Below are 16,990 nucleotides of genomic sequence, written 5' to 3'. Positions count from 1 at the left end.
GCCTCGGTCCCCGGTTCAGATGCCGCCGGAAATGGGCAGGTTGACGCCGGTCATGTAGCTTGAATCGTCGCCCAGCAGGAAAGCGACCACGCCGGGTATTTCCTCAATGCTGCCATAGCGGCGCATGGGGACGCTGTCGATCATCTGGCGTGCGACCTCCTTCGGATCGCGGGAGAAATACTGGCTGCCTGCTTCGGCCTGAAGGGTGACCTGACGGTCCCACATCATCCCCGGTCCCATGAAGGCAGGGCTTATGGCGTTGACGCGGATGTTGTATGGCGCAAGGTCCTTTGCCGCCACCTGCGTCAATCCGATCACCGCGAATTTGGATGCGCCGTAAGCCGCCATGTTGGGCGGCCCCTGCACGCCTGCCATGCTGGCGGTATTCACGATCCGCCCGAACCGGCGTGCGATCATGTGCCGCGATACGTGCTGAAGCACGTTGAACATGCCGCATACATTGATGTTCATGACGCGGGCGAAGTCATCCGCCGGGTAATCCTGTACGGGGGCGAAAGCGCCCTGATAACCCGCATTGTTGAACAGAAAATCGATCTGGCCCATTTCAGCGGCCACCCCGTCCACCACGCTGCCGACCTGTTCGCTGTCCGATACGTCGCAGGTATGGGTGGTGATGCGTACGTCATGCTGGCTCAGGCTGGCGCGGGCCTGTTCCAGTTTTTCGCCATTGAGGTCGAGCAGCGCCAGATCCGCCCCCATGGCGGCCAGCCTTTCGGCGCAGGCAAGGCCGATATTGCCTGCCGCCCCGGTAACAAGTGCGACCCTGTGTGAAAACGGTTGTGCGGTAGATGACATATCTGTCTCCCGGTTAAAAAACACCCGGCTGAAATACGGGATCGGGACGCGCCCCGGTGAACACGGCAACGGCCCCGACATGCTACCCAACGGGTATCTGCCCGCACGGTTCGGTGCGCATAAGGTGGCACGGGACCCGCGCGGGTGCAGCGGACATGCCTGCATGGCTGCTTCCAGCCTGTGGCGCGGGTTATGGCATGTGCTGCAACTGGCAGGCATGGTCCTGAAGTTCTTCCCCTGCAGCACGGTCGCCGGTGCGGGGATCGACATGATCGTCCAGCACCACGAAACCCGGCTGGCCATCGGGCTGCACCACGCCGGCCACGATCAGCGTGTGCTGGCCCATTTCCCGGCCGGGGTCCGCCAGATCATGCGCCAGCAGGCTGAAGGGCCGCACGCCCGACAGGCTGGCCACCCGGATCAGGCGTGCGCGGTAGGCATGGCCATGCAGCGGCAGCGGCGTCCAGTCCGGCCCCAGATGGGGCACGGCCCAGTGCAGCGCCACTTTTACGTCCGTGCGCATGCAGTCCACATGGATATGCAACTGGTTCTGGCTGCGCCCGTAGGCTGAATTGATGGCCAGCATCATGTCATCCGCAGGCAGCGGACGTGCCAGCCTGCCATTCAGCCGCCGTGTCTGCCGCCATGCGTAATCGAAATAATCCGGCAGGTCATCGCGCAGCAGGGCGGGGTCTTCCATGCCGGTGATCCGCTGCGTGGGAATAAGCAGGTACTGTCCCACTCCCACCCGATCCTTCAGCACGGCATAGCCTGCGCGGGTATCGACCTCCGCGCAGGGAATGGCCTGTCCGGGCGTGGTTGCGCCCGGGGTGCAGCGTTCATGCACGATCTGCCATAACGCATCGGGGTTGACGGCGGCACGGACGGCATAGGTGCCGCATGCCGCTACGGCAAGCGCGACCGCGATCAGGACACGTCCCTTCATGCCCTGTATTCCATGGCGTACTGCATGACCTCCCCTGCATCTTTCCCGCGCCATACTGGTGCCCGAACCCGCCTGCCAGCATGGACGGGACCGTCATTCATGGCTTCGTCCGTCCGGCGGCCCACAGCGCCGCATGTGCAATCGTGGCACAGGTTGCGCGCGCGAACCATGACAGCTTACAGACCGGCACGACCATGATGGCCATGGCAGGCAGGCTCCATCCGGGCCGTTGAAGAAAATGTCCCCACGCTACAGCGTGTTTTATGGACAGGACCGTAAACCGCCAGTGCAGTGCCGGTCCGGGGACAATTCTCCTGTCGCGCAGGACTGGTATGGCTCATGCCAGCAGTCGGGCCAGACGGGTTGCGAATTCGCGCGCGGTCGCCTCATCCGCCTGCGCAAAGGCCACAACCAGCCCCGGTGACCCCCTGCCCTGATAGAACTGTGAAAGTGGGGGCACCCCGAACCCGGCCTGCCCCAGCGCTGTGGACACGGCCACATCATCCACCCCCGGCGCGAAGCGGACGGCCATGTGCAGCCCGCCAATCAGCGGCGGTATGGCGACATGATTGCCACAATGGGCCAGAAGTGCCCCGCGCAGGGTTTCGCCCCGGTTGCGGTATATGCGGCTGATCCGTTCCAGATGGCGGCGGTACTGTCCGCCATCCATGAAATCCGCCAGCGCCGCCTGCGCATGGACATTGGCCATAAGCCCAAGGCTGGTCTGCGCACGGATCAGCGCGGGTGCAAGATGTGGCGGGGCGGCCAGCCATGCCAGACGCAGGCCCGGCAGCAGGGATTTGGCGACGGTGCCCAGCGTTGCGACCTCTCCCGCTTCCGCCAGTGCGCCAAGCGCGGGGACGGGGCGTCCGCTCCACAGGAATTCGCTGTCATAATCATCTTCAACCACCAGCGCGCCGCATTCGCGCGCCCGCGCCACAAGGGCAAGCCGCCGCGACAGGCTCATCCGCGTGCCGGTGGGATACTGGTGGGAAGGTGTGACGTATATCAGCCGTGGGGCGCCCTGCGGCATGGCCGAGACATCCGCCCCGTTTCCGTCCACCGGCAGCGCAACCCGGCGCAACGTGCCAAAAGCCTGCATCGCGCCGGGATAGCCCGGTTCTTCCAGCCATACGCTGTCGCCATCCGCGCACAGGCAGCGCGCCAGCAGCCCCAGCCCCGCGCGGACCGTGGGCAGGATCAGCAGGTGTTCGGGATCGACATGCAGCCCGCGCGTTTCAGCCAGCGTGCGGGCCAGAACCCGCCGCAGGGCCGCCAGCCCGTGTGAATCACCATATAGCAGCGCATCACCCGACAGGGTCCGCCCTGCCCGGCGCAGCGCCCGCGCCCATGCGTCACGCGGGAAAAGACGCGGGTCGGGCCTGCCGGGGCGCAGGCGCGCACCCTCCACCATGGCGGGTAGCGGGGCGGACAGCGCATGACCTGCCGGGGCAAGGCGGACGGGCCGCCCGACTGTCTGCACCCTGCGCTCCGTCAGGGCGAAGGTGGCGGGGATGTTCAGTACCGCAACGGCACCGGGGCGCGTGATGACAAGGTCTTCCGCGCGCAGCAGGTCATAGGCCGCCGAAACCGTATTGCGCGACACCCCAAGCAGGCCCGCCAGCGCACGCGACGACGGCAGCGCCATGCCAGATGGCAGCCTGCCGTGGCGGGCAAGGTCGCGGATCTGGCGGTAGATCTGTTCCGCCAGCGGTACGCGGCCCTGCGGCACAAGGGTTATGCGTTCGGCCAGCAACTGGCCCTCCGTAATTATGAAAACCTGACCTTTAGCACGGCCACTGGCGCGCGCACCATGGGCGCATACCTGAAGGAGCCAAGGATATGACGACAACCGACCTGCCCCCCTATGCCCGCGTAAGGCAGGCAAAACGCGCCCGGTACGACGCGCCCGCCGTCCATGCCATTCTGGATGCCGGGCTGGTGGCGCATGTCGGCTTCATCATGGACGGACGGCCCATGGTGATCCCCATGGCCTATGGCCGCGATGGCGATATGCTGTACATCCACGGCGCGAGCACAACGCGTATCATCCGCGACGTGGCGGAAGGCTTTCCCCTGTGCCTGACCGTCAGCATGGTGGACGGGATCGTGGCCGCGCGTTCGGCCTTCCACCATTCCGTCAATTACCGCAGCGTGGTGGTGCATGGGCAGGCGCATCACGTCACCGACCCCGATGGGCACGACCATGCGCTGAAGGTGATAACCGAACACCTGCTGCCCGGACGATGGGCTGAAGTGCGTCCCATGCTGGCGAAGGAACGCAAGGCGACGGGTGTGCTGGCCATGCGGATCGACACCGCCGCCACCAAGACCCGTACGGGCGGCCCGGTTGATGATACGGCGGATTATGACCTGCCGATCTGGGCCGGGGTGATCCCGGTCGTGACCGCGCTGGGTCGTCCGGTTGATGATAATCGTGTAGTGGAAGGCACCCCCTGCCCTGCATCACTTGATGCGGCGCGGCACCGCTTCCTTTAGGCCGCTGCCGCGTTGGCACCATTATCGCAATCGTGCCGCAATCTGGTGGTTTCATGCTGGCACAGGAGGAGGACATCATGAAAAGACTCTGTCTGGCTGTTTTTGCCGTCCTTGTGCTGTCGGTTCCGCCACTGGCGCAGGCCCGGCCCTACGATCCCGGCTGGGCCCACCCGTACCCGCATGGCGGGCGCGGACCCTACGGGCGGCGTCCATACTGGCATGAAGGCAGGTGGCGCTATGGCCGTCCGCCGCCACCGCCGCCCGTGTGGGGGATGCGGCCGCCGCCGCCGCCGCCGCCCGTCTATCCCTATCCATACTGAACCGGGACCCGGCCATCGCGCCGGGTTTTCTTTTTTCCACGCCAGCCATGCGGACGATGGCGGCGCGGTATTAACGGTCGGGCTTGTGCTGGCCCGTAATTCCACATAAGGAGATGTTTCCACAACCGGAAAAACACATATATTTTGTGTTATTTAGACCCGGTCGGGACTGTACGGACGTGGAAATTCAGCACCACGCCCGATGGAATGCAGCACCGGCCCCCGCCCGTCGAGCCATGAGTCCCTACACCATGCACCTGACTGAATCGATCAACCTGCTTTATGTCCTGTCCGGCCTTGGTGTTGGGTTTCTGGTGGGTATGACCGGCGTGGGCGGCGGGTCGCTCATGACGCCGCTGCTGATCCTGCTGTTCGGCATCCATCCGCAATCCGCCGTCGGGACCGACCTGCTCTATGCCGCCCTGACCAAGACGGTGGGCACGCTGGTCCACGGACGCAGGCAGTCGGTGGCATGGTCGGTGGTGGGCCGTCTGGCGGCGGGCAGCATACCGGCCACGCTGCTGACCATTGCCGTCCTGCATTGGGTGGGCAGCCCGTCGCCACAGGTAACGCATGTCATTTCCGTGGCGCTGGGCATCGCGCTGCTGATTACCGCCCCCAGCGTACTGTTCCGCCAGCGCCTGCAGGCGCTGTCCCGCGCCAAGGCGGGCAGCATCTCCCCCGCCATGACGGGCCGGCTGACCACATTGCTGGGCATCGTGCTGGGGGTGATGGTGACGCTGTCATCCGTGGGGGCGGGAGCGATCGGGATGGCGGCGCTGATTTTTCTGTATCCGGGGCTGGAGGTCCGCACGCTGGTCGGTTCCGACATCGCCCATGCGGTGCCGCTGACCGCCATCGCGGGCATGGGCCACTGGTGGATCGGGGATATCGACATGGGGCTGCTGTTCTCGCTGCTGTGCGGGTCGATACCCGGTATCGTGCTGGGCAGCCTGTGCATCGGGCTGATACCGGACCGGGTACAGCGGATCATACTGGCCGCGATCCTGCTGACCGTCGGCATCAAGGTCATCTGACCCCCGGCCTTTTGCGTGCGGCCTGCCACCTTGCTACAGTTGCGTAACGATAACGCAGCAGGCAGGTAGCGCATTGATGTCCTATGGAAAAATTGCCCTTATCCTTTGTGTCGCGGGGTGCGCTACAGCCCGTGCCGCGCCCGCGTCCGCGTCCGACCCGTCCGGAGCATTGGCCATGCGTGCGGCGTTCAATGCGCTGACGCTGCCCGACGCGCCGGGGCGCTATGCCTCGGGTTCCGGGGTGCCCGGCCCCGACTACTGGCAGAACCGCGCGGACTACACCATCCATGCCCGCATCGACACCGCTACGCATGTGTTGAGTGGCGAGGAAATCCTGACCTACACCAACAACAGCCCCGACAGTCTTGACGAACTGTGGGTGCAGCTTGACCAGAACATCTACCGCTCCGGCGCGCGGGCTGATTTCGTCAATCCTTCGCGGCATGCCAATACGACGGACGGCGCGGTCATCGAATCTGTCAGTGTGGTGCGCGACGGGCGGGATATTACGATCCAGCCCCGTATTTCCGATACCCGCATGCAGCTTGCCCTGCCCGATGGAACGCTGCTGCGCCATGGGGAGAAAATACGCCTGCGCATCCGCTGGCATCATACCGTGCCCGGCCCATGGGGCGGGCGGACATCCGTAACCCCGGTGCGTGATGGCGATATTTACGAAATCGCCCAATGGTATCCGCGCATGAGTGTGTACGACTTCCGCCGGGGATGGGATACGCTGCCGTATCTGGGGCAGGAGTTCTATCTTGATTACGGGGATTTCGATTACACGGTAACGGTGCCGTGGAACTTCACGGTGGTCGGGTCGGGCGCGCTGCTTAATCCGGCGGACGTGCTGACCCCGACCGAACGCGCACGTCTGGCGCAGGCGGCGCGCAGCGACAGTACCGTCCAGATCCGCACTGCCGATGATGTTGCCAACCCCGCCAGCCATCTGGCCCATGATGGCGAAAAGACGTGGCATTTCCGCATGGAAAACACGCGCGATGTATCCTTTGTCGCATCGCCGGTATTCGTGTGGGACGCAGCGCGGATCAACCTGCCTGCGATCAGCCCCGCGCCGGGCATGGCGCCTGTGCCCCGGCTTGCCATGTCGGTCTACCCGCGTGAAGGGGCGGGTGCGCAGGCATGGGATCGGTCCACCGAATATGTAAAGCACGCGATCGAATACTTCTCGCAGCAGTGGTTCACCTATCCCTGGCCAAACGCCATCAATGTCGGTGGGCATGGCGCGGGCATGGAATATCCGGGCATCGTGTTTGATGGCTGGCAGGACCGTGACGACAAGCTGTTCTGGATCACCACGCATGAACTGGGCCATGACTGGTTCCCGATGATTGTCGGATCGAACGAGCGGCGCAGTGCCTTCATGGATGAAGGGTTCAATACCTTTATCGATGCCTACGCATCGCAGCATTTCAATCATGGGGAATACGCGCCCAAGCGGGATTCCGAATTCGCGCCGAAAACCGGGCGGCCCGCTGACGACATCATTCCCCTGCTGACCGATCCGCAGGCGCCGCCCCTTATGACGCCGTCGGAACTGGTTTCGGAAAAGTACCGTCACCCGGTCAGTTATTTCAAAAGTGCTTATGGGCTGGTCCTGCTGCGTGAGCAGATCCTTGGCCCCGACCGTTTTGATCCCGCCTTCCGGCGTTATATTCAGGCATGGGCGTACCGCCACCCTGCCCCGTCCGATTTCTTCCGCTTCATGGAAAGCGAAACCGGGGAGGATCTGGGCTGGTTCTGGCGCGGATGGTATTTTGAAAACTGGTGGCCCGATTACGCCATCACTAGCCTGTCCTATGTCCATAACGATGCACGACAGGGCGTGCAGGTCGGCCTGCGCAGCAAGGGCAGGCTGATGCTGCCTGTCACGTTACGGCTGGACTATGCCGATGGTACCCATGCCGATCAGGTCATCCCGACAGAAAGCTGGCATATGGGCGACCGCATCACGATCGGCCTGCCGGGTGGACGCAGCGTTGTCCGCGCCACGCTGGACCCCGATCACGTGCTGCCTGAACCCGACCGTTCGGACAACAGCCGGAAGATGCGCTGAATCAATGCTCCTGTGGGACAGCCTGTGTGCTGTCCCACGGTTCTGTCTGCCGCCTTTTTCAGAAAGGCGACGTCTTCCGAAGATTTTGAAAAAAGCTCCACCAAAAACTTCTTGATGATTTCTGGGTGACTGCTTCAGACAGCCGTTCATACCGCCTGCCCTGCGCGTTCACGGGGGCCTGGCGTCATAACGATCGGCCTGTACCCGCCGGTCCTGCTAAAGTCGCCACGCATGTATCGCGGCTGACCCATCAGTCAGAAACTGTAGAAACGTTCGGATTACGCTTTCAGACAGTTTCGGGGATGCAGTCTAATCCCTCCTCAAGACGACACTGCCTGCCAGCAACCGATCAGACCTGCATTAATGATGCAGCTTCATTATGTAGATGTACCCGACCGTGGCTGTGTGTCCGAACGGTTTACCTGTGCGGTCATTGGTTCGTTGCGACTGACCGGACTTGTCCACGATCAGTATCGCTTCGATATCCAAAATGGAGGTGCCGTCGCATGGCGGGTTTGCGATACGACCTGCGCGGTTCCCGTCCTTTTCTTTACGGACCGCCTGACTGCGTGAACTGGAAGCCAACCGTTACTGTGCAGACTATGTTTCGTATACTGTTTTGTAATAACGGATAAGAACCGGGTGGAACAGTATCCGTTTGTCAGGGTAATATTGGTTCGGAAAATCGTTTACAAATTGTCACAGTAATTTCTTTAAACAGTTGGTCGTTGATCTACTGACCAACAGCAATGGGACTGTTTTGCAGGTGGCGTCCGTGTCTGGATCGGTCCCATCCTGCCAATGACCGTAAAGCGCACTGCGCGCAATACGTCACTTATTACTATGTATGAAAACACATATTCTATTGTGTCTGCTGCGATCGCATATCAGGGCAATGCTGCCTACGTCAGTAAAACGTACAGCACTGTTCCGGTCAGTGGTTGAGAATGGCCGAATGATTGACCGTCAGCACATGCACAAAGCAATACAGGTTATATGAATGGTCCGTATTGCCGCCCTGTCAGCTTCACGCACAATGCAGATGCGCGGCATCGCCGCCAGTCAGGTTATCATGCAGGTGTCAGGATTTACGGATTGCTTACTGTCAGGACGAGACGTTCTGGTAAGTCCCGGTACCGGCGAACTGGCCCAGATAGCCGTTGTAGTAGGCGATCCGGTCGTACATCACTACCCCGAACAGCCTGTATTGGATGTTATGTCATTACGCCCGTAATGCTACCGCCTGAACATATTGCCAGAACGGGCGCTGCATATGTGTGCCCTGCCCCGGAGCGAGGATTATTAACCGGCCTGACCGGCAACTGGGTCATGACTGGCAGATCACGACCTTTACGCGCACATATACCCGGCCCGTTTCCGGGCCGGGTATCGTGCAACAGCGGGCGTATTATTACGCGGCTGTGTCGGCTTTCTTGGTACGGCGGGCGCGGGTCTTGCGGGGCGCCTTTTCCGGTGCTTCGGCGGGTGCCTCGACAACCGGCTCGGCAACGACCTTGCGGCCAAGGCCGATTTTCTGCGCCAGGGAGGAACGGTGAGCCGCATAGTTCGGCGCCGTCATCGGATAGTTGGGGGGAAGGCCCCACTTTTCACGATACTGCTCCGGCGTCATGCCATAGGCGGTCTGGAGGTGGCGCTTGAGCATTTTCAGCTTCTTGCCGTCTTCCAGACAGATCACGTAGTCAGGGAATACTGACTTCTTGATGGGCACGGCCGGCTGCAGCGGCGTCGGTTCGACCGCCTTTTCAGCACCAAGTCCCTTGAGACCAGCATAGACTGTCTCGATCAGGGCCGGGATCTGGTCAATGGCAACCGTATTGTGGTTCGTGTGCGCGGCCACGATTTCTGTCGTCATCGATACCAGTTCGGTATGCGGAATATCTTTATTGTCCAATGTCGCTTCTTTCCTTGGTAGACTGCCGTCAGGAGACATATCTCACCCTATCAGTAATAATCATATGTCTATTATGCAACCACAATAAATCACTTTGATCGGTATTTCATGCCATTTTCATTGCAGACAGGGACGTACCTTTCAACAGCACGGGGTAACATATCGCTCTGGCCGGTTTTTGCAGCAGGCATGGGTATACGCCAATCAACACCGGCTAATATCCCATGTTTCCAATAGATGCAATTTTTGGTTTACAAAAAATGAATAATCCGGAAGCAGCTTTCGACTTTTCCATACATTATTAATAATGTTTCATTATTATATAGATACGACGCATAGGCGAACAGCGCTGTTTTGCGCCCCTGGCCTGACAGTATCGGCATGTTGATCCGCCCTGTGATGGCAATGGGCCGGATGGACTGTATCGTATATATGGAACAGGCGGTTTATTTTGTTCTGTTATGACATGACCGCAATATTGCCCCCTGCTGGATGCAACGTAGGATGAATACTTTTTTACACTTCTCAACCTATGGCTGTAATGATCATCCTGCGGATAGGGAACACATAAAAAGGGTGTGAGGTAAATTAACCGGCTTATGAAACAGACCAGTAATGGGCGAACAGGTGGCTGCGCGGCTACTTTATGGCGGTCACGGGATAAATAACGGCAACGCCCTTATCGTCTGTCGTATCCATGGCCATGCCGCGCCATGGGGGTCTCCTGTTTCGCGGGACGGTCTGCGACGTTATTTCATTACCAATACTTTACCGGATGCAGCGGAACCGGGCAGCGCAGGTAGATCCTACCCTGCACACTGGCTCCATAACCGCGACCTGATTACTGTCCCGGCACACCATAACGCCGACCCGCCGTTAACCATGGCATGATGCCACTCACGCATGTCTGTATTTGCAGGATGCACGTTGCGGCCACGGAAACGGGAAAGATATTCTTATATGCTACATGGGCAATGCCATATGGGCCTGACACAGGTATCAATACCGTCATATCCGTCCGGGCTGACTATGCTTCGGCAGATGGGTAAAGGGAAAGTAAAAGGAACCGGTATCATCCCTACCTTGCAGGCAGTAGCCATCGTGAGGCTTTACGTCTGACCGGCGAGTGCGGCAGGCTGCAATACAGTAATGAAGATCAGCGGTGGCCTGACCATGCACAGGCCATGGCGTTTGCCTGTCATACATCCGGTCCGCCCTGATCGCTCCAGCAGGACAGGACGGATGTATGACCGTTTCCTGCTTTCCACTACATGGCTGTCATGGCGGGTGTTCACGCGCCTGCGGCGCGTTTTCAGCTCAGCCCGTCAACCATAACGTGTGGCAGGCCCCGGCTGCATGTTTCCACGCGGGCAGTGATGTCATAGGTCGCGCGTAGCGTATCGGGTGTTATGACATCACGGGGCGGCCCTGCGGCGATGATCCGCCCATCACGCAGGATCACGTCATAATCGGTCATGCGTACCGCAATGTTCAGGTCATGCAGCACCATGACCGTCACGATCCCGCGCCGCGCGGTTTCACGGCGCAGGACTTCCATCACGGCGAACTGATGATGCAGGTCCAGCGCGCTGAGGGGTTCGTCCAGCAACAGCGCATCCGGCTGGCGGCCCAGCGCCTGCGCAAGCCCGACAAGCTGACGCTGCCCGCCAGACAGTTCATCCATATACCGCATGGCCAGGTCAGCAATGCCAAACACGTCCAGCATGCGCAGCGCGCCGTCCACCGCGTCGCCTTCAGGCTGCGCGGGCGTCCATCCGGTTGCATGCTGTGCGGCCAGAAGGGATTCCAGTACCTGTATATGTACGGTGGCGGGCAATGTCTGCGGCAGGTAGATGCACCGTCGCGTGCGCTGCGCAAAGGACAGGCGTGACAGGTCCTGCCCATCCAGCGTGACCGCGCCCCTGCTTTCCCCCAGTCCCGCCATCGCGCGCAGGAGCGTGGATTTGCCGCTGCCATTTGGCCCCAGCAGCGCGGATACGTGCCCCACCGGGAACGGACCTACATTCAGGTCATCCAGAACCACGCGCCTGCCGTAATGCACGCAGATGTGTTCAGCCAGCAGTCCCGTTTTCACGACAGGCCCCGCCTGCGCAGCACGATGGCCAGAAAGAACGGTATCCCCACCAGCGCGGTCACGATCCCGGTGGGAATGACCACGCCGGGCAGAAGGTTACGCGCCGCGACCGAGGACAGCGACATGACCAGCGCGCCCACCAGCATGCTGCCGGGCAGATAAAAACGGTGGTCCTCGCCCAGCAGGCGGCGGGCGATATGCGGGGCAACCAGCCCGACAAAGCCGATCGTGCCCACAAAGGATACGGCAAGCGCGGACAGGATGCTGACCCGCAGCAGCGCGCCACGCCGCACGCGGGGCACATCCACGCCAAGGCTTGCCGCCCGTTCCTCCCCCATGCGCAATACGGTCAGTTTCCACGCGGCGCGGAACGAAAGCGGGGCGACCACCACGCAGGCGGCGGCCAGCAGGTCCAGCTTGGGCCATGTCGCGCGCGTCAGGCTACCCATTGTCCAGAATACCAGATCCTGCAATGCGTCCTCATTCGCCACAAACTGCAGCAGTGAGACCAGCGCATGGAACGCGAACACCAGCGCGATGCCGAACAGTACCACCGTGCCGGTGCCCGCCCCGCGCCTGCGCGAAACCATGTCCAGCATCAGGACCGAACCGATGGCGAAAACGAAGGCATCGGCGGAGACCACCCACGCATCCGACACGCCGGGAATGCCCCAGCCCATGATGATGGCAAGTGACGCGCCAAACGCTGCCGCAGCGGATACGCCAAGGGTAAAGGGACTGGCCAGCGGATTGGCCAGAACCGTCTGCATTTCCGCACCGGCCAGCCCCAGCGCGGCACCCACGCATACGGCCATCAGCGCGTAAGGCAGCCGGATCTGCCATACGATCACGCTCTGTCCGGCTGAAACATCATGCGGGTGCAGCAGCGTGCGCACCAGTGCCGAAGGTGACAGGCCCGATGGCCCCAGACAGAAATCAAGCAGGACCGAACCGGCGATCAGCGCACCCATGACGCCAAGGATGCCGATGCGCCGCCGCAGCAGCGCCCGGTAGGTCTGGCGCACCTGCCTTGCATAATCCGAAAGATCTGGAACGGGAGAAGAAGACGATGCGGCGGGCCGGGATTGGTCAGGGACGCGCATCGATCCAGAAGGTCCCTTCCTGCCTGACGGGAAGAAAGCGGCTGTAAAGTTCCTTCTGCGTCGCATCGGGGTCCACATCGGCAAACAGGTCCGGGTGGAAGTGCTTCGCCATGACCTCTACGGCAAGGATGTTGTAAGGCGAGTCATAAAACGAATGCCAGATGCCAAAGGCATGGCCATCCGTCACGGCGCGCAGGCTGGAAATGCCGGGGCGCTCCATCACCTTCAGCAGCGATGCGCGTGCAATGTCCGGCGTGACTTCCGCCCCCATGCGCAGGCCCGGACCGCTGGCCTTTGGTCCCTTGGTGCCATCGGCGATATAGAAATCCGGGTCGGAAGCGATCACTTTTTCCAGATCGATGTCACCAATATAGCCGGGCAGCAGGGGGGCTGCGATATTCTGGCCACCGGCGGCTTCGATGAAGGCCCCCATATTGCCCTTGCCCGCCGTATGGCAGCAGCTTTCGCGCATGGCGGCGAGCATTTCAATGAATACCCGTGGCCGCTGCGCCTGCGGCACGGTGGCGATGCGGTCCGTAATGCGCTTGAGATGCGACTGATAGAAAGACAGATAATCCGCCGCTTCGGTCTCACGATGCAGCACGCGGCCAAGGATCTGCATGGACGCTACGGTATCGTGCAGCGGATCGGCGCGGAAATCGACAAAGACAACCGGGATATGCGCGCTTTCAAGCTGTGTGACCAGTTCGCTCGACTTGCCCGGCCCGTGGCCAGATACCGTCAGGATGGCAAGATCGGGATGAAGGTCCAGCACGCGTTCGGGGCTGACGGTATCCGCCGTGGTCTTGCCGATCAGCGCGATACCCGCTGCCTGCGGAAAGGTTGCGACGTACTGATCGTAACTCTGGGTATCCGCGCCGCGGAATTCACCCTGCCAGCCCACGATGTGGTCGAACAGGTGCTGTTTTTCCAGCGGCGCGAGGGCGTAAACCAACCGCCCTTCCCCCAGTATGATGCGATGGACACTGGCGGGTATTTCCACTGTCCTGCCTGCAAGGTCGGTCACGGTTTCCGCGCTGGCGCCCGTAGCCGCCAGTGCAAAACCCATGGTCACAACCGCGCCGCATGCCAGTTGCCGTACCCTGTCCAGTATCCGTCCCATGTTCCTGTCCCGCCCGCTTATTTCTGCGGATAGGCGAAGTTGAACTTCTCGGTAAACGGCTTCCAGAAGCCCGGCGTGCCGGTTTCCTTGTCCACATGATGCAGGAAGCCGTTCTGTTCGGGCGAGGAATAGGTCAGTTCCACGGTGTAGCGGCCGGGACCGTCCATCTGCACGTTATCGGCGTAATGCGGGCCGTCCTTGGCGGTCATGAAATGCATGGTGCCCGACGCCTTCCATGACGTACCATCCTTCGTCAGGACATAGCCGATCGACAGGTAGGGCACCCATGCGCCATCGGGGTAGCCCCACACATTGTCCGCCGTGGCGTGGACATCGGTTTCAAGGTGGATGGTATCCGCCTTCATGTTGTCGGCCATGCCCGCGGGCATGGGTTCGACCATGATGCCGGTCAGGTAGCTGGATGCAATTTCCATATCATGGGCCTGCACGGGCCCACCGATCGGATATTCGCGTGCATGCGCAACTGTGGTCCCCACGGGAAATGCCGCGACAATAAGGGCCAGAACCGTATTTCTTCTATTCATGACGACTGTTTCCATCAAATTTCAGGAAGGTAATGCATCACATTATTATTGATTTTCCTGCGGCAATACCTGGTGGTTTGCGGCATCCCATCCGGCTGATTCTTCAGTTCTGGTAATGATAATTGTTATCACTGTCAACAGGTGGTATGCCCCCTTTCATGTAACGGAGACCGCCTGCCATGATCAGCCACCCCCTAGCCTTTATGCGGCTGCCCTATGATCTGCTTGTCGCCATGGACAGCCGCACACTGCATTTCTGGCTACAGCCCGAACATTACCTGATCCGTATTGTGCATATCATAAGCATGGCGATGTTCTTCGGGATGGATATGCTGTTTGACCTCGGTATTCTCAACCGCCGGGTGGGTAACAGACTTGCGCCTGTCGCACAGCTTATGGTCCGTCCACTGCATGTTACCTTCACCATCGCCATGCTGAGCGGCGTCGTACTGTTCTTTTACGATCCCGTGCGCATCGGCAGCCGGGCCTACCTGTCGCCCAAGCTGCTGCTGATCACGCTGGCCATGCTGAACGCCATGTGGTGCCACCGTACTGTCTATATGCCTGTCCTGTGTGGCAGGCCGGTGGCAACGATGCGCGGGCGGGTTGGCGCGTGTTTTTCGCTGGCGCTGTGGACCGGTGTGATGGTCATGTCCTGCCTTAACAGTGAAGGCGTCCCCAAGGTCTTCCTGCGATAAAGGGCCGGGGGCACCCCCCCTGCTGGCGCGGGGGCGATATGTAACAAAATATGGTTGACGGCGCATTACGGGAATGTAATTGAGAATTATTATTACTGACATTGATTCTCAATTGAGGTTGGCCAATGGCTCTTTCCCCCGCAGCGCACTCCCTTCCCGCTAGCCGACGTTTCCTGCATGGTGGCGTTGCCCCACGCCGCAGGGCATGGCGTTACGGGCTACGGGCGGGATCATCGCTGCTGTGCATGGGACTGGCCCTGCCCGCCCCAGCTTTCGCCCAGACACAGATTGAGGAAGACCGCGCCCGCCTTGGCAATTCCACCCCGCTGGTCCAGCAGATCGACCCTGCGACGGTGCGCGATTCAGAACGCGCGCAGGCCGATGCGGAGGAAAAGGCCGCGGGCGATGGTGACAGGCTCGATACCAGCGGCAACCTGCTGGGCAATATGTGGGGTGCGCGGCCATGGCTGTACAAACACGGCATCACGTTCGACATTCAGGAAGTCGATGAACTTTGGGGGAACGGCACCGGCGGTTCGGCCTCGGGCAATGACGGGGCAGCCGGTTCGGGCACCGGCCCGTCCTATGATGGCGTGACCATGCCGACGCTGACCGTTGATACCGAAAAGCTGTTTGGCCTGAAGGGCGGCCTGTTCCAGGTCAGCGCGCTGCAGACGCGCGGGCGTTCGATCTCGCAGGATCACCTGGCCAACTTCAACCCCGTCAGCGGGTTCGAGGCCGACCGCTCCACCCGCCTGTTCGAACTGTGGTACCAGCAGACCTTCCTTAACGGAAAGCTGGACGTGAAGATCGGGCAGCAGGATCTCGATACCGAATTCCTCATCAGCGATTACGCATCGCTTTACCTCAACGCCAATTTCGGCTGGCCCATGGCCCCGTCGGTCAACCTGTATGGCGGCGGCCCGTCATGGCCGCTGTCCTCGCCCGCCATCCGCGTCCGCTACCGCCCCAGCGAGAAGTTCACCTTCATGTTCGCCGCCGCCGACGACAACCCGCCGGGCAACCGCTACAACTCGCTTCCCATCCAGCAGGCTACCGGGTCCATCAGCGGTTACAATTCCGATCCCACCAGCCAGACCTATGATGGCGCCAATGGCACCAACTTCAACATGGGCACCGGCGCGCTGCTGATAACCGAACTGCAATACGCGCTGAACCCGCAGCCCGCCGACATGTCCCATGTGACGAAAGACCCCGGCCTGCCGGGCATATACAAGCTGGGCGGGTATTACGACACGGCGAAATTCGCCGATTACCGGTATAACCGCAACGGTGGTTCGCTGGGGGCGGCGACGCTGAACGTGAACAGCACGCAGTCCGACCTGACCCCGCGCTGGGACCGGGGCAACTGGATGGTGTATGGCATCATCGACCAGATGATCTGGCGGCCTTCGCTGCAATCCGCACGGTCGGTGGGCGTGTTCCTGCGTGCGACCGGCAATGGCGGCGACCGCAACCTGATCAGCTTCGCCATCGATGCGGGCGTGAATCTGAAGGCGCCGTTCAGGGGGCGTGACAACGACACGATCGGGCTGGGCTGGGGCATTGGCCGGGCCAGTTCAGGCCAGCGCCAGTTCGACCGCGACAGCGGATCAATCGTGCAGGGCAACGAAAACCATCTGGAACTGACCTATCAGGCGCAGGTCACGCCGTGGATGGTGATGCAGCCTGACTTCCAGTACGTCTGGAACCCCTCCGGCGGGGTGGCGGACTGGACCGGAAACCGCCGCGTGGGCAACGAGGCCGTTTTCGGCCTGCACAGCAGCCTGACCTTCTGATTCCCGCCCTGCGGCCT

15 protein-coding genes are annotated in these 16,990 nt (G+C 61.1%); 7 read left to right on the top strand and 8 right to left on the bottom strand.

All coding sequences use genetic code 11. The annotated features are described in order from the left end of the window. Window positions 1-15: 15 nt before the first annotated feature. Together KSAC_RS02360 and KSAC_RS02355 are read right to left on the bottom strand one after the other, a co-directional pair. Window positions 16-816, bottom strand: coding sequence for an SDR family NAD(P)-dependent oxidoreductase (locus tag KSAC_RS02360; protein ID WP_102323721.1), 801 nt, complete (start codon window positions 814-816; stop codon window positions 16-18). Window positions 817-1,006: 190 nt separating this feature from the next. Continuing rightward, entirely contained in the window at window positions 1,007-1,762 is a 756-nt protein-coding gene (locus tag KSAC_RS02355) for a CDP-diacylglycerol diphosphatase (RefSeq protein WP_132303979.1), read from the bottom strand. A gap of 80 nt (window positions 1,763-1,842) precedes the next feature. Between KSAC_RS02355 and KSAC_RS17205 the strand changes: the two genes are divergently transcribed. Then, window positions 1,843-1,995, top strand: a complete 153-nt coding sequence (locus tag KSAC_RS17205) for a hypothetical protein (RefSeq protein WP_165927274.1) — start codon at window positions 1,843-1,845, stop codon at window positions 1,993-1,995. Window positions 1,996-2,099: 104 nt separating this feature from the next. Here KSAC_RS17205 and pdxR read toward each other — a convergent pair whose 3' ends face one another. After that, window positions 2,100-3,518 carry a MocR-like pyridoxine biosynthesis transcription factor PdxR gene (pdxR, locus tag KSAC_RS02350; RefSeq protein WP_165927273.1) on the bottom strand — a complete coding sequence of 473 codons (1,419 nt, stop codon included), beginning with the start codon at window positions 3,516-3,518 and terminating at the stop codon, window positions 2,100-2,102. An 86-nt stretch (window positions 3,519-3,604) separates the two neighbouring features. Here pdxR and KSAC_RS02345 point away from each other — a divergent pair, with 86 nt between their 5' ends. The 4 genes from KSAC_RS02345 to KSAC_RS02330 all read left to right on the top strand — a co-directional run bounded on the left by KSAC_RS02345 (window position 3,605) and on the right by KSAC_RS02330 (window position 7,698). Continuing rightward, window positions 3,605-4,261 carry a pyridoxamine 5'-phosphate oxidase family protein gene (locus tag KSAC_RS02345; protein ID WP_132303975.1) on the top strand — a complete coding sequence of 219 codons (657 nt, stop codon included), beginning with the start codon at window positions 3,605-3,607 and terminating at the stop codon, window positions 4,259-4,261. A gap of 77 nt (window positions 4,262-4,338) precedes the next feature. Continuing rightward, on the top strand, window positions 4,339-4,581 hold the full coding sequence (locus tag KSAC_RS02340) for a hypothetical protein (protein ID WP_132303973.1): 243 nt from the start codon (window positions 4,339-4,341) through the stop codon (window positions 4,579-4,581). A gap of 251 nt (window positions 4,582-4,832) precedes the next feature. Continuing rightward, a complete protein-coding gene (locus tag KSAC_RS02335; protein WP_243705269.1) occupies window positions 4,833-5,618 on the top strand; it encodes a sulfite exporter TauE/SafE family protein in 786 nt (261 codons plus the stop codon). Window positions 5,619-5,694: 76 nt separating this feature from the next. After that, window positions 5,695-7,698, top strand: coding sequence for a M1 family metallopeptidase (locus KSAC_RS02330; protein WP_132303970.1), 2,004 nt, complete (start codon window positions 5,695-5,697; stop codon window positions 7,696-7,698). Between the two features lie 1,411 nt (window positions 7,699-9,109). On the opposite strand, the gene KSAC_RS02320 is transcribed toward KSAC_RS02330, so the two are convergent. From KSAC_RS02320 to KSAC_RS02300, 5 genes are all read right to left on the bottom strand, one after another. Then, complete coding sequence (locus KSAC_RS02320; protein WP_102323729.1) at window positions 9,110-9,610, bottom strand: MucR family transcriptional regulator; 501 nt, start codon at window positions 9,608-9,610, stop codon at window positions 9,110-9,112. A gap of 1,312 nt (window positions 9,611-10,922) precedes the next feature. Then, complete coding sequence (locus KSAC_RS02315) at window positions 10,923-11,705, bottom strand: ABC transporter ATP-binding protein (RefSeq protein ID WP_132303966.1); 783 nt, start codon at window positions 11,703-11,705, stop codon at window positions 10,923-10,925. Beyond that, the gene (locus tag KSAC_RS02310; RefSeq protein ID WP_110547590.1) at window positions 11,702-12,808 is read right to left on the bottom strand and encodes a FecCD family ABC transporter permease; all 1,107 of its coding nucleotides are present in this window, start codon (window positions 12,806-12,808) and stop codon (window positions 11,702-11,704) included. Before KSAC_RS02310 ends, KSAC_RS02315 begins: the two co-directional genes overlap by 4 nt. Further along, window positions 12,795-13,931: an ABC transporter substrate-binding protein gene (locus KSAC_RS02305; protein ID WP_132303964.1), complete on the bottom strand. Its 1,137-nt coding sequence runs from the start codon at window positions 13,929-13,931 to the stop codon at window positions 12,795-12,797. The genes KSAC_RS02310 and KSAC_RS02305 overlap by 14 nt, the downstream gene beginning before the upstream one ends. 17 nt (window positions 13,932-13,948) lie before the next feature. Continuing rightward, window positions 13,949-14,491 (bottom strand): iron transporter, encoded by a 543-nt coding sequence (locus KSAC_RS02300; RefSeq protein ID WP_102323733.1) that lies wholly within the window; start codon window positions 14,489-14,491, stop codon window positions 13,949-13,951. A gap of 164 nt (window positions 14,492-14,655) precedes the next feature. Here KSAC_RS02300 and KSAC_RS02295 point away from each other — a divergent pair, with 164 nt between their 5' ends. Continuing rightward, window positions 14,656-15,174 (top strand): hypothetical protein, encoded by a 519-nt coding sequence (locus KSAC_RS02295; RefSeq protein WP_132303962.1) that lies wholly within the window; start codon window positions 14,656-14,658, stop codon window positions 15,172-15,174. Between the two features lie 245 nt (window positions 15,175-15,419). Beyond that, a complete protein-coding gene (locus tag KSAC_RS02290) occupies window positions 15,420-16,973 on the top strand; it encodes a carbohydrate porin (protein ID WP_243705338.1) in 1,554 nt (517 codons plus the stop codon). The last annotated feature ends 17 nt before the right edge of the window (window positions 16,974-16,990 follow it).

This window comes from Komagataeibacter saccharivorans (assembly GCF_004348195.1).
Classification (GTDB): domain Bacteria; phylum Pseudomonadota; class Alphaproteobacteria; order Acetobacterales; family Acetobacteraceae; genus Komagataeibacter; species Komagataeibacter saccharivorans.
The sequence above is the reverse complement of the archived record's forward strand: the minus strand, read 5'-3'. Positions and strand labels throughout refer to the sequence as shown.